This window comes from Amycolatopsis sp. NPDC102522 (assembly GCF_055584485.1).
In genome coordinates this window covers 62,945-75,688 of the sequence record NZ_JBVJLY010000020.1, presented here as the reverse complement: position 1 = coordinate 75,688, position 12,744 = coordinate 62,945, and the positions used below count along the sequence as shown (strand labels likewise).

Annotated in this window: 13 protein-coding genes; 8 read left to right on the top strand and 5 right to left on the bottom strand. The window is 69.4% G+C overall.

What is annotated here, in order from left to right; genetic code table 11:
• Positions 1 to 74 precede the first annotated feature (74 nt).
• Genes ACZ6YV_RS33640 through ACZ6YV_RS33625 form a run of 4 tightly spaced genes read left to right on the top strand, consistent with a single transcriptional unit; the run spans position 75 to position 3,540 of the window.
• Entirely contained in the window at positions 75 to 524 is a 450-nt protein-coding gene (locus ACZ6YV_RS33640; protein ID WP_465513450.1) for a helix-turn-helix transcriptional regulator, read from the top strand.
• A 5-nt stretch (positions 525 to 529) separates the two neighbouring features.
• The gene (locus tag ACZ6YV_RS33635) at positions 530 to 925 is read left to right on the top strand and encodes a VOC family protein (RefSeq protein WP_465513449.1); all 396 of its coding nucleotides are present in this window, start codon (positions 530 to 532) and stop codon (positions 923 to 925) included.
• 40 nt (positions 926 to 965) lie between these two features.
• Entirely contained in the window at positions 966 to 2,834 is a 1,869-nt protein-coding gene (locus tag ACZ6YV_RS33630; RefSeq protein WP_465513520.1) for a Na+/H+ antiporter, read from the top strand.
• Between the two features lie 19 nt (positions 2,835 to 2,853).
• Positions 2,854 to 3,540: a histidine phosphatase family protein gene (locus ACZ6YV_RS33625; protein WP_465513448.1), complete on the top strand. Its 687-nt coding sequence runs from the start codon at positions 2,854 to 2,856 to the stop codon at positions 3,538 to 3,540.
• Positions 3,541 to 3,556: 16 nt separating this feature from the next.
• Here ACZ6YV_RS33625 and ACZ6YV_RS33620 read toward each other — a convergent pair whose 3' ends face one another.
• Positions 3,557 to 4,042, bottom strand: a complete 486-nt coding sequence (locus ACZ6YV_RS33620) for an MmpS family transport accessory protein (protein ID WP_465513447.1) — start codon at positions 4,040 to 4,042, stop codon at positions 3,557 to 3,559.
• 195 nt (positions 4,043 to 4,237) lie between these two features.
• Complete coding sequence (locus ACZ6YV_RS33615) at positions 4,238 to 4,642, bottom strand: NUDIX hydrolase (protein WP_465513446.1); 405 nt, start codon at positions 4,640 to 4,642, stop codon at positions 4,238 to 4,240.
• Between the two features lie 30 nt (positions 4,643 to 4,672).
• Between ACZ6YV_RS33615 and ACZ6YV_RS33610 the strand changes: the two genes are divergently transcribed.
• Positions 4,673 to 5,389, top strand: a complete 717-nt coding sequence (locus ACZ6YV_RS33610) for a DUF6597 domain-containing transcriptional factor (protein WP_465513445.1) — start codon at positions 4,673 to 4,675, stop codon at positions 5,387 to 5,389.
• Here the strand turns inward: ACZ6YV_RS33610 and ACZ6YV_RS33605 are convergent.
• Complete coding sequence (locus ACZ6YV_RS33605) at positions 5,332 to 6,819, bottom strand: FGGY-family carbohydrate kinase (RefSeq protein WP_465513444.1); 1,488 nt, start codon at positions 6,817 to 6,819, stop codon at positions 5,332 to 5,334. The genes ACZ6YV_RS33610 and ACZ6YV_RS33605 overlap by 58 nt on opposite strands.
• Before the next feature lie 114 nt (positions 6,820 to 6,933).
• On the opposite strand from ACZ6YV_RS33605, the gene ACZ6YV_RS33600 reads away from it, so the two are divergent.
• From ACZ6YV_RS33600 to ACZ6YV_RS33590, 3 genes are all read left to right on the top strand, one after another.
• On the top strand, positions 6,934 to 7,914 hold the full coding sequence (locus ACZ6YV_RS33600) for a LacI family DNA-binding transcriptional regulator (RefSeq protein ID WP_465513443.1): 981 nt from the start codon (positions 6,934 to 6,936) through the stop codon (positions 7,912 to 7,914).
• A 333-nt stretch (positions 7,915 to 8,247) separates the two neighbouring features.
• Positions 8,248 to 8,829, top strand: coding sequence for a DNA-binding protein (locus ACZ6YV_RS33595; protein WP_378247842.1), 582 nt, complete (start codon positions 8,248 to 8,250; stop codon positions 8,827 to 8,829).
• A 98-nt stretch (positions 8,830 to 8,927) separates the two neighbouring features.
• The gene (locus ACZ6YV_RS33590; protein WP_020629720.1) at positions 8,928 to 9,584 is read left to right on the top strand and encodes an RES family NAD+ phosphorylase; all 657 of its coding nucleotides are present in this window, start codon (positions 8,928 to 8,930) and stop codon (positions 9,582 to 9,584) included.
• Between the two features lie 75 nt (positions 9,585 to 9,659).
• On the opposite strand, the gene ACZ6YV_RS33585 is transcribed toward ACZ6YV_RS33590, so the two are convergent.
• Positions 9,660 to 11,621 (bottom strand): S9 family peptidase, encoded by a 1,962-nt coding sequence (locus ACZ6YV_RS33585; RefSeq protein WP_465513442.1) that lies wholly within the window; start codon positions 11,619 to 11,621, stop codon positions 9,660 to 9,662.
• A 30-nt stretch (positions 11,622 to 11,651) separates the two neighbouring features.
• Positions 11,652 to 12,626, bottom strand: coding sequence for a TerC family protein (locus ACZ6YV_RS33580; protein ID WP_378247846.1), 975 nt, complete (start codon positions 12,624 to 12,626; stop codon positions 11,652 to 11,654).
• Positions 12,627 to 12,744 lie beyond the last annotated feature (118 nt).

Here is a 12,744-nt window from a genome sequence, read left to right as displayed (position 1 = left end):
GGAGTCGCCCGAGGCCCCCTTCGCCACCCGGCGAAGGGGGCCTCTCCCGTTCCGGCGTGGGTTAGGCTTTCCGGGTGACCGGACAGCGTGACCCAGGCCCGCGCCTGCGCGACCTCGCGTTGCTGCGACGTGTCCGCGACCGGATCGACCGCGACTACGCGCAGCCGCTGGACGTCGAGGCGCTGGCACGCGGCGTGCACGTCTCGGCCGGGCACCTGAGCCGCGAGTTCCGCGCCGCGTACGGCGAATCGCCCTACAGCTACCTGATGACCCGCCGGATCGAGCGGGCCATGATGCTGCTGCGGCGCGGGGACATGTCGGTCACCGAGGTCTGCTTCGACGTCGGTTTCTCGTCGCTGGGCACCTTCAGCACGCGGTTCTCCGAGCTGGTCGGCATCTCGCCGAGCGCCTACCGCAAGCAGGCGGCGGAAGAGGGCCGCGGCATGCCCGGCTGCGTCGTCAAACAGGTCATGCGACCGATCAGGAATAAAGAAGCGGCCTCCCCGCGCCCCGACCTACCTTGAGTCGCATGATCCTCTCGATTCACGCGTCCTTCCTCCCCGCTGACGATCTCGAGGCTTCCCTTTCCTTCTATCGCGACATCCTGGGCTTCGAGGTGCGTGACGACGGCCCGCACCGGGCCACCGTCGGACCGCCCGGGCAGCCGGGGACGTCGCTCGTGCTCCGTTCGCCTGCCGCCGGTCCGGAGATCACCGACGAGGAACGCGCCACAGTCGCCGAACTGATGGCCAAGGGCACCTACGGGGCCATCCTGCTGTCCACTTCGGACCTGATCGAGACCTTCGACCGGATCCAGGCGACCGGCGCCGACGTCGTCCAGGAGCCGCTCAAGCAGCCTTACGGCGCCTTCGACTGCGCGTTCCGCGACCCGGCGGGCAACCTGGTACGGATCGAACAACGCTAGTCGGGCCTCGGTGCGCGCGCACCGAGGCTCTCGGGTGATGATGAGCGGCGTGGAGATCGCGGTAGAACTCGTGGCACTGGTGGTGGCCGTCCTCCTGGTCACCGCCGCGGCGCGGAAACTCGACTGGTCGGCGCCCCTGTGCCTGATCGCCGTCGGGGTCGTCGCCTCGTACATCCCGGGGATCCCGGAGTACGAACTGGACCCGGAGGTCGTCCTGCTGGGGTTGCTGCCCCCGCTCCTCTACGCGACCGCGATCCGCACGTCGCTGATCGACTTCCGCCGCAACCGCGGGCCGATCCTGCTGCTGTCGGTGGGGCTCGTCATCTTCACCACGGCCGCGGTCGGCGTCGTGGCGTGGCTGGTGATCCCCGGTCTGCCGCTCGCCGCCGGGCTCGCGATCGGCGCGGTGGTGGCCCCACCCGACGCGGTCGCGGCCACCGCCGTCGCCCGCAAGGTCGGGATGCCGCGCAAGCTGACCAGGCTGCTGGAGGGCGAAAGCCTGTTCAACGACGCGGCCGCGCTGGTCGCGTTGCGGACAGCCATCGCGGCCATCGCGGGCTCGGTGAGCCTGCTGCAGGCGGGCGGGGACTTCCTGCTGGCCGCGGGCGGCGGACTGGTGATCGGGTTCGCCGTCGGCGCGCTCGCCGCGCTGATCCGGACCCGCCTCGAAGATCCGGTCACCGACACCGCGCTTTCGCTGGTGGTCCCGTTCGTCGCCTATCTGGCCGCCGAGGCCATCCACGGTTCCGGCGTGATCTCCGTGGTCATCGCCGGGCTGATCCTCGGGCACAAAGCGCCGAGCATGCTCTCGGGCCGCTCCCGGCTGGCCAGCAGGCTGAACTGGCAGACCATCCAGTTCCTGCTGGAGAACATCGTCTTCCTGCTGATCGGCTTGCAGGTCCGCCGCATCATGACCGAGGTCGGCGACAGCGGGCTGAGCGCGCTGGACCTGGTCCTGATCTGCGCCGCCACCCTGGCCGCGACCATCGTCGCCCGCATCATCTGGATGGTCGGCATCGGCCTGGCGCGGCGGACGTTCCGCCGTCACGCCTGGCCGTGGCGGTACTCGGCGGTGATCGCCTGGGCGGGGATGCGCGGGGTCGTCACGCTCGCGGCGGCGTTCGTGCTGCCCGCGGACACCCCGCAGCGGGCCGTGCTGGTGCTGGTCGCGTTCGTCGTGGTGGCGGGAACGCTGCTGCTGCACGGGACGACACTGCCGGTCCTGGTCCGGCGCCTGAAGCTGCCGCCGCCCGACCCGGCCGAGGACGCGTTGCAGGAGGCGGCCGTGCTCAACAACATGACCAGGGCCGCGCTCGACGAACTGGAGAAGATCCGGACCGTCGACGATCCGGACGACATCGTCGAACGCCTGCGCAGCCGGCTCCAGCACCGCTCGGACTCGGCTTGGGAGGAGCTCGGCAGGCAGAGCGCGCTGACCGAAACGCCGAGCGACGCCTACCGTCGCCTGCGGCTGAGACTGCTCGAAGTCGAACGGGAGAAGTTCCTGGAGGCGCGTGACTCCGGGATGGCCGATGATGATGTCCTGCGCCGGATCCTCGAACGCCTCGACATCGAGGAATCCATGCTGGACAGGGAGGAGGAGACCGTGCCGGACTCCGATCGGGAACTGCGCACCCCCGCCGCGACGGCGGGATCCTGCAAGCATCTGACCAAGGACTGGCCCGCCGTCGAGATCGGTTCGCCCGACGTGTGCGCCGTCTGCGTCGAGAACGGGATGACCTGGGTGCACCTGCGCGAATGCGTCAAATGCGGGAACGTCGCCTGCTGCGACTCCTCACCGGGCAAGCACGCGACCGAGCATTTCCACGAGACCCTGCACCCGGTGATGCGCAGCCACGAGCCCGGCGAGACCTGGCGCTGGTGTTTCGTGGACAAACAGCTGGGCTAGCTGGGTATCGTCGGCGGTCATGAGCACCCCTGAGCAGGAAGTCGAATACCGTCAGCACCGGTTCTCTCCCCCGCCCGGCGCGACCGAGATCTTCTTTGTCCGCCACGGCGAATCGGCCCCGGCGAAGGGCGACGCACCGTTCGACCTCGTCGACGGGCAGGCCGATCCGGACCTCGCGCCGGACGGCCGCGACCACGCCGAGCGGGTCGGCCGCCGGCTGGCGGACGAGCGGATCGCCGCCCTGTACGTGACGACGCTGCGCCGGACGTCGCAGACCGCGGCACCGCTGGCGGCGAAGCTCGGGCTCACGCCGGAGGTCGAAGTCGACCTACGGGAGATCCACCTCGGGAATTGGGAAAACGGGCTCTTCCGGCGCTACACCCACGAAGGTCACCCGATCGTCGAGCGGCTGTGGCGGGAACAGCGCTGGGACGTCATCCCGAGCGCGGAGTCGATGGAGTCGTTCGGCGGCCGGATCAAGGCGGCCATCGGCAGGCTCGCGGCGGCCAACCCGGACCGGCGGATCGCCGTGTTCACCCACGGCGGCGTCATCGGCGAGGTCTTCGCGCAGGCCAGTGCCGCGGGAAACCGGTTCGCGTTCCTCGGGGCGGACAACGGCTCGATCTCGCACCTGGTGGTGTCGGGCGAAGACTGGATGGTGCGACGGTTCAACGACACGTCACATCTTCAGTCGCCTTTCGGCTGATCCTGCCGCAGAACTTCTAGGACGTGCAGGTCACCGGCGCGCCCTCGGCGGAAGCGGTGCGGTCGCTGACGACCTCGCCGTCGACGAGGATCCGGCACCGCAGCGCGCCGCTACCCGAGCCCTGCGCGGAGAGACTGTAGAACTCGTCGCGGCCTTCCTGGCTCGCGCGCTCGAAGGTGGCGCTCCACGGCGCCGCCACCTCGGTCTTCTGCATGAGCTCCGAGCCCTGCGCGACGTAGGTGACGTTCTGAGCGCCCTTCGCGCCGGAAAGTTCGTAGACGACCGAGTGCGTCACGGCGCGCACGGCGGCCGCGGCCTGTTCGACCCGCGGGGCGGGCGGACTCTGCACCGGACGGGAGGCCTTCGGCAGCACGTAACCGGTCAGGGTGACGGCGACGGCCATCACCCCCAGCACGACCACGACGGTCCCCAGCGGCTTCAGCCTGCCGGGGGCACCCTGCCCCGGCGCCGATGCCGGAGGGGTCGCGGTGGGAACACCCATGGAGAGGTCTTCTCTCGTCCGAGCGCACTTCCGTCGAGTGCGTCGACTACTTCTCGCTCGAAAGTGACTCCGCGTTAGCCGTTATCGGGAAGAAACCCGATATTCACCCTTTTGGGTGTCCCAGTGACTGCAGAGTGCCTGGTCATAGGGCGGTTGGCGTAAACACAGTGAGCCGAACAGCTCACTTTGAGTGATCTAATCGACGAGATCCGCGTCGGCGAGCAGCCCGAGCATCCGCCGCCCCGCCGGCGGGCAGCGATGGGCGTCGGCCGAAGACAGCCAGGCGGACTCCGCGATCTCCCTGCCCGGAGTGGGCTCGCCGCGGTGCTCGGCGGTGTAACAGGTCATCCGGACGCGGCGGCCGTCCGCGTAGCCGTCGGCCTGCTCGTTCAGCACCGCGAAGAACCGGAAGCTCCGCGGGTCGAGCTCGACGCCGAGTTCCTCCCTGATCTCCCGGCACAGCCCGCCGACGTCGCCCTCCCCCGGCTCGCGTTTGCCTCCGGGGAGGTAGAACTTGGCCTTCCCCTCGGTCCGCACCGACAGCAGACGGCGGTCGCGGACGTGGATCCAGGCCAGTGAATCGATCTCTGCTTCGGACACGGTCCGATTCTGTCGTAGCCCGGGGGCATCATGGCAACCGTGTATCGGGAGACGACGGCACCCGGCGGGCTGCGGGACGTGGTGCGCTGCCTGTGGGAAGACACGGGCCAGGCGCCGAAGCGGATCGTGCCCGACGGCTGTGTCGACCTGGTGGACTGCGGCGGCGAGGTCTTCGTCGCCGGGCCGGACACCACGGCCTGGACCTGGGAGACACCGCCCGGCGTCCGGGTCCGTGGCGTGCGGTTCGCCCCCGGCGGCGCGGGCGGCGTCCTGGGGCTGGGCGCCGACGAGCTGCGCGATCAGCGCGTCCCCCTCGGCGATCTCTGGGGCAAGGAAGGCGAACTGCTGGCCGAGCGGGTGCTCCGCGGCGCAGCCTCGCTGGCGGACGTCGTCGCGGAACGCCGAACCGGACGGCCCGACAGGGAGATCGCGGCGCTGATCGCCAGGCTCGACGGCGGAGTCCCCCGGGTGTCCGCCGCGCTGGAGCGGTTCACGACCGGGGAACGGCAGTTGCGGCGGCGGTTCACCCTCGCGGTCGGCTACGGCCCGGCGACCTACCTGCGCGTCACCCGGTTCCAGCGCGCCATCGGCCTCGCGGGGACGGCGCCCGATCTCGCCTCGCTGGCGTTCTCGGCGGGCTACGCCGATCAAGCCCATCTGAGCCGGGATTGCCGGGAATTCGCCGGGGTTCAGGCGAGGGAGTTCTTCCGTGCCAAAAAGTGCGAGATGTCCTTTGTAGACCGATAAAGGGCACGGTAGTGCGGATAGAACTCGTCGTAGACATCGGCGTCCGCGCCGGGGCGGACGATCTCGGTGACCGGGTTCCAGGCTTCGATATCCGGTTCCCTCCCCAGGGCGAAGGAGGCGAGAACGGCGTCACCGAACGCGGCACCGATGGTTTCCGCGGGGATCTCCTGCTCGATCCGCGCGACGTCGCTGACGATCCGCGTCCACACGCCGCCCCGCGTCCCGCCACCGACGGCGACGAACCGGCGGGTGCCGCCACCGGCTTCACGCATGGCCTCGAGGTTGTGCCGCACCCCGAACGCGGTGCCTTCCAGCGCCGCGCGGTACAGCTCGGCACGGCCGTGGGACGTGGTGAGCCCGGCGATGACGCCGCGCGCGTCCGGATCCGGTATCGGTGTCCGCTCTCCGGCGAAGTACGGCAGCATCAGCAATCCGCGGCTGCCTGCCGGGACCTCGCCCGCCGCCGCGGCCAGTTCCCCGAACTCCCCGCCGACGAGTTCGCGCAGCCAGTCGGTGATCGCGCCGGACGTCGCCATGCCCGCCGCCAGTGAATAGGTACCGGGGAACGCGCCGCGGGTCGTCCACAACCCCGGTCCGGGGCGGGGATCGGACAGCGTCTGGATCAGGAACATCGTGGTGCCGTACATGAGCATCGTGTCCCCGGGCGCGACGACACCGACGCTGGTCGCCTCCGCCCAGGCGTCCACCGTGCCCGCCGTCACCGGGATCCCTTGCGGCAAGCCGGTTTCCGCCGCCGCCTCGGCGGTGACCGAGCCGACCACCTCGGTCGGCCACGCGAGCCTGGGCAGCTCGACGCCGGGAGCGACCGCGGCGGCCCTGTCCGGCGCCCACCGGGCCTCGCGCAGGTCGTACATCGGGTCGCACTGGCTCGCGGAATGATGATCGAGGACGTATTCACCGGTCAGCCTCAGCACGAGGAACGAACTCGCCATCAGGAACAGCCTCGACCGTTCGAACACCTCCGGTTCGTTCTTGGCCAGCCAGCGCCACTTCGGCCCGATGGCCTGCGAGCCGAGCGCGCTCCCGCCACGTTCCACAATGGATTCTTCGCCGAATTCCCGGTTCAACTCACCGATTTCGTCGAGTGCGCGGGTGTCGACGCCGTAAAGGATCGCCGGGCGCAACGGTTTCCCGGAATCGTCCGCGGGAAGGAGCACCGGCCCGATCCCGCTGACCGACACTCCGATGATGGGATGATCCCCGGCTCCTGCCGAGAGTTCCCTTGCCAGTACCAGGAAATCCTGCCACCAGACGGTTTCGGCGTCGTGCTCGAACCAGCCGGGACGCGGCCGTGAGGTATCGTGCGGACGGGATGCTCGTGCCACCACGGTGCCCCGGGAATCGACGAGGACACCTTTCGAGCTCGAGGTGCCGATGTCGATGCCGAGCACCAGGCCCGGGTCGCCCACGACACCCCCGAACTTTCAAGCGCGAGTAGCGCGATCAGCGGATGGTAACGATTGTCGGTCAAGCTATTCTTCCCGTGCGAAGGTGTCAAGACACCTGCAGAAGGGGAGGTCACGGTGGCCACCATCAACGACGTGGCGGCGAAGGCCGGGGTTTCGACGGCGACCGTGTCGAGGACGCTCAACGGTAAGTCCACTGTGGACCCGATTCTCGCGGCACGGGTACAGGCCGCCGCCGCGGAATTGGGATATCACCCGAACGGGCTCGCGCGAAATCTGCGCCGTCAGGAAACCGCGGTTCTCGCGCTCATCATCTCCGACGTGGAGAACCCGTTCTTCACCGCGATCGCCCGCGGCGTGGAGGACATCGCGCAGACCGCGGGCTACTCGGTGGTGCTGTGCAACGCCGACGACAACGAGGAGAAGGAGCGGCGCTACATCGACGTCGCCCTCCAGGAACGGGTCGCCGGCGTGGTGCTCTCCCCCACCGGCCGGGCCACGAACGTCGACAGGCTGACCGAGCGCGGCACACCCGTGGTCGCCGTCGACAGGCCGCTGCTGGAGAACACCGGCGACCAGGTGCTGGTCGACACCCGGCTCGCCGCCCGCGACGCGACGCGGCATCTGCTCGACGGCGGATACCGGCGGGTCGCCTGCGTCAGCGGGCCACCCGGGGTGCGCACGGCCGAAGACCGGCTGGCGGGCTACACCGACGCCGTCGGCGCGGAGAACGCGCTCACCCGACGTGCCGAGTTCCGCGCAGAGGGCGGCAGGCTCGCCGCGCTCAGCCTGCTCGACGAGCCCGAGCCGCCGGACGCGCTGCTCGTCGGCAACAGCACGATGGCGATCGGCGTCCTGGAGGCGCTGGCCTCGCGCGGCCTGCGGTCGGGACAGGACGTGGGGATCGTGTCGTTCGACGACGCGCCGTGGACGACGCTGATCGATCCGCCGCTGACCGTGGTCGCGCAGCCCGCGAACGAGGTCGGCAGGGTCGCCGCCGAGCTGCTGCTCGCCCGGATCGGCGACAGCACGCGCAAGGCCACGACGACCACTCTGCAGGCGAAGCTGATCGTGCGCCGTAGTTCACGGCGCGACTGACGTCGGAGATCCCGGATGCACGACGTGCCTGGGCGACCGGTTCGCACCGGCCGCCCAGGAACGCCCCACCCCCTTGTTCCCCCAAGCCGGCCCCACGCCAGCCGGGTTCTCCGAAGCGGTGGGAAGAAATCGATTACCTTTCGGAAGGTAAATTCCCTCCTACGACCTGTCAAGCCGAGGTGTGGACAAGCTCGCCCGATACGGGCACACTGTTGCGACATTGCCTACTGCGCGTGTTTGATTCCGTGCACTCCGTGTTCATCTCTGGTGAATTCCCCCACGAAACCGAGATGAGACCGCACGAACCCGCACAAACGCGTTACTCTAGGCGCTATGTCGATAGCGCTCGAGAACGTCCTCGCCAAGGCGGGCCTGAAGGTCGACGCCGACGAGTTCCTGACCCTCGTCGAGGACGCCGCGCGGAGGCTTTCCCCGCCCAACCCCGACCCGTCGCACTACTTCTCGGCGGACCAGCGGGCCGCGCTCACCGACGTCGGCCTGGACCTCTCCCCCCGCAGCGAGGACGAACCGGACTTCCGTGCCCGCACGGTCGCCGCGCACGCCGTACTCGCCGATTCGGCGCTGAGCGTGCTGGAGGCGGCGAAAGCACTCGGCGTGGATGACAGCCGCATCCGCCACCGCCTGAAGGAGGGCAGGCTCACCGGCTGGAAGGACCAGGGCTGGCGGCTGCCCTCCTGGCAGTTCACCGGCTCCGGGGTGCTGCCCGGCCTGGAGGTCGTGCTGCGTGCCGTCCCCGAGGACCAGCCCGCGCTCGTCGTCGCCGCGTTCATGAGTACTCCGCAGGCCGATCTGGTGATCAACGAGCACCCCGCCACCCCGCGGCAGTGGCTGCTCTCCGGCGGAGATCCCGAACATGTTGCAAGACTGGTGGCCACGCTGGGCTCCCCGTTCTAAGGTGTTCTGCCCGACGACGGAAAATTTCAGTCGGGGGTAGGCCGTAGGCTGACCCCATCGAGCAAGATCACCCGACAAGGACGGACGACTCCCGAGGTATGGCCCGGCTCCCCCTGCCGCCCGCGCGCTCTGTCCTGGTCAAGGAGCTGCACCGCACCAACGACGTGGTGACGGTGCATCCCGGCACCAGGCTGGTCAGGATCTTCACCGCGCACGGCAACCACCCCCAGCAGTGGAACACGTTCCGCTACAGCGGCCCGCTCCCGCACGGCCGTTTCGACCCTCAGACGCCGGGTCGCGGCGGCCGCCCGGTCACCGACCCCGGCAACGGCGTCCTGTACTTCGGCCTCACCGTGCGCACCAGCATCGCGGAGGTCTTCCAGACCACCTCGACGGTCGACCGCAAATCCCGCGGTCCGCGCCTGGTCGTCGTCCGGCCGACCCGCACGCTGCGGCTGCTCGACCTCGCCGGCCTGTGGCCGACCCGGGTCGGCGCCTCGCAGGAGATCTCCAGCGGGCCGAAGAAGATCACGCAAGCCTGGGCTCGCGCCATCCGCGCCGCCTTCGGCGACCTCGACGGTGTCTGGTACCGGTCGTCCATGGACTCCGGCGGCCCCGCGCTCGCGCTGTGGGACCCGCCCGCCGGGAACTCGCTGCCGGTCGCGCCGGACGTGCTCCTCCCCCTGGACCACCCGGGGCTCGACGTCCCGCTGGGCCGGGTGTGCGAAGAGCTGAACTACACGCTTCTCAGCTGAGAGATGTTATGAATGGGACTTTCATCGCAAAATTTGCGATGAAAGTCCCATTCATAACATCCGGTGACCCGAAGATCAGAGGTGCCGGCCCCACCACTCCAGTACGGCGTCGAACCGCTGCACCCGGTGCCGCGGCTGCCCCGAACGGGTGAGTTCGTGCCCCTCGCCGGGGAACAGCAGGAATTCCGCCGCGACGCCGTTCTGCCGCAGTGCCACGTACATCCGCTGCGCCTGCTCCAGCGGGCATCGCCAGTCCTGCTCGGAGTGCGCGACCATGAACGGGATGTCGATCTTCCCCGCGTAGGTCAGCGGGCTGCGCTTGCGCAGCTCTTCGTGATCGTCGCCGGCGTAGCCCCCCGAGAAGAACCAGCCGATGTCGGAGCTGCCGGTGAACGAGTCCCAGTCGTTGACCGCGCGCTCGCTCCACGCGGCACGGAACCGGCCGCCGTGGTGCGCGGCGAGCCAGCTGGTCATGAAGCCGCCGTACGAGCCGCCCATCACGCCGACGCGGTCGCTGTCCAGCTCGGGCTGTTTCAGCGCTTCGTCCAGCAGCGCCAGCAGGTCGTCCGTGTCCACGGTGCCGAGGCCGTGGACGATCTCGCGGCCGTGGCTTTCGCCGTAGCCGGCGGAGCCGCGAGGGTTCCCCAGGACGACGGCGTAGCCCGCCTCGGCGAGCACCTGCGCCTCGTCGAAGACCTTCCATTCGTACGCCGCGAACGGTCCGCCGTGGACCATCAGGACCACGGGATGCGGCCCCTCGCCCTCGGGCCGGACGATCCAGCCGTGCGCCGGATAACCGTCGGGCGCGGTCGCGTCCAACTCCTCCAGCGGCAGGATCCCGATGTCCCGCAACGGCTTCGAGTAGTCGGTGAGCACGCGGGGTTCCTCGTCCGACAGCAGGACGACTTCGCCGGAGCTCTCGGGCGTCCCGATCACCGCGGCGATCCGCGCGCCGTCGACGACGAACGACTTCACCGCGGCGAACTCGCCTGCCAGGTAGCGCAACGACTTCAGCTCGGCCAGTTCGGCGTCGAGCGGGACGGCGCGCAACTCGGCGGCACCGCGGGTGCGGACCACGACGAGTACCTCGTCGCCGAGGACGGACGGCGGGCCCGCCGCGTTGTCGCAGTCCACCGTTTCGACGTCGGTCAGCCGCCGCGCGGACGAGGGCTCGTCACCGGACGGCCAGGGCGCGTGCCAGAGACCGGTGTTGCGGGCGATCTCCTCCAGCGCGGGGAATTCGGTGCCGTAGAACAGGATCGAACCGTCCGGAGTGGAGACCGGCTTGGCCGCGGTGCCCGCGGTCCGGACCAGCAGCCGGGGTTCTCCGCCCTCGGCGGGCACGGCGTAGACGTCCGAGCGGACGGTGTCCTCGACGGCCCAGTCACGGGGCGCGACGATCAGGACGGCCTCGCCGTCGACCGTCCACGAGGGATGTTCGACGTCGGCCCGGTCGTCGGTCAGCGGCGTGAGAGCGGCGGGCGCTGTCTCGTCAAGCGCGGCGACGGCGTCCACTACGAACAGACGTTGTGGACGGTCGTTGAGGAAGCCGGCGTCGTCGACCCGGTAGAAGAGGTTCGTGATGTGCCGCGGAGCTTCTTCGCCCGGCTCAAAGGTTTCGCCGTCCGCGTTCTCCGTGCCGTAACGGCCCTGCTCGGGCACGCGGGCGACGAAGGCGATCCGGCGGGAATCGGGCGCCCAGACCGGGGCGCCCGTGCCGAGGGGCAGGTCGGTGATCCGCTTCGCGTCACCACCGGCCGCGGCGATGACGTGCACCTGCGGCTTGGCCTGGCGCCCGGGGCCCTCCCCCGCGCGGAGGAAGGCGACCCACCGGCCGTCCGGAGAGATGACGGGGGCCGAGTCCTTGGTCCCGTGGGTCCAAGGCCCTTCCCCGGCACCGCCCGGGTCGACCCGGCGCAGGCCGCCGCGGTAGCTGTTCGTCTTCAGATCAGGCCTGCTCACCGCGGTGAGCAGCAGGTCGCCGCGCAGCGCGGGGAGGCCGGGGACCGTCAGGGCTTCGATGTCAACGGGACGCACGGCCCCGACGGTACCCGATCCTTAGCAGTTCTAACTACTGATCGAAGAGTCCTGCTCAGCGGCTTCCAGCTTCTTCGCCTTCGAGAGGCTGGCCAGCGTCGTCACGGTCAGGACCACGATGATGACGCCCAGGGAGACCCAGTTGTTGATGTCCAGCCAGTCCGGCACGGCGCCGTACTCGTGCAGCGCGTGCAGGAACAGCTTGGCGCCGATGAAGGCGAGGATCACCGCGAGGCCGTAGGACAGGTACACCAGCTTGGTGACCAGGCCACCGAGCAGGAAGTACAGCTGGCGCAGACCCATCAGCGCGAAGGCGTTGGCGGTGAAGACCAGGAAGGCCTCCTGCGTGATACCGAAGATCGCCGGGATCGAGTCGACGGCGAACAGCAGGTCCGCGCTGCCGATCGCGACGATCACCAGGAACATCGGGGTGATCCAGCGCTTGCCGTCCTTCTTCACGAAGGACTTGTGCCCGTGCCACTCGTTGGTGACCGGGAAGAGCTTGCGCACCCAGCGGGTGAGCGCGTTCTCCTCGTATTCCTCGTCTTCGTCCTTGTTGCGGATCATGCTGACCGCGGTCCAGATGAGGATGGCGCCGAAGAGGAAGAAGACCCAGACGAACTGCGCGATCAGCGCGGCGCCCACGGCGATGAACACGCTGCGCATGGCGAGCGCGAGCAGGATGCCGATCAGCAGCACGCGGTGCTGGTGGATCGCGGGCACCTTGAACGACGTCATGATGATCATGAAGATGAACAGGTTGTCGACGCTCAGCGAGTACTCGGTGATGTACCCGGTGAAGAACTCGACGCCGGGGTCGTGTCCCCCGAAGACCCAGACACCGATGCCGAACGCGACGGCCACGGCGACGTAGAAGACGACCCACCGCGCGGCTTCGCCGGTGGTGACCTCGTGCGGCTTGCGATCGACGATGACCAGGTCGAGTGCGATCAGCGCGAGCAGACCGCCGACGGTGGCGATCCATAGCCACAGGGGAACAGACATGTAACCAACCCTCCGGATAGTGCACAGCAGCAACTAACCGGAGGTCTCTTCCGCCGGTACGAGACCGGCCGACGGTGCCGGGGGCCTGCGAAGACCACCGTGCTGACGACACCGCCGC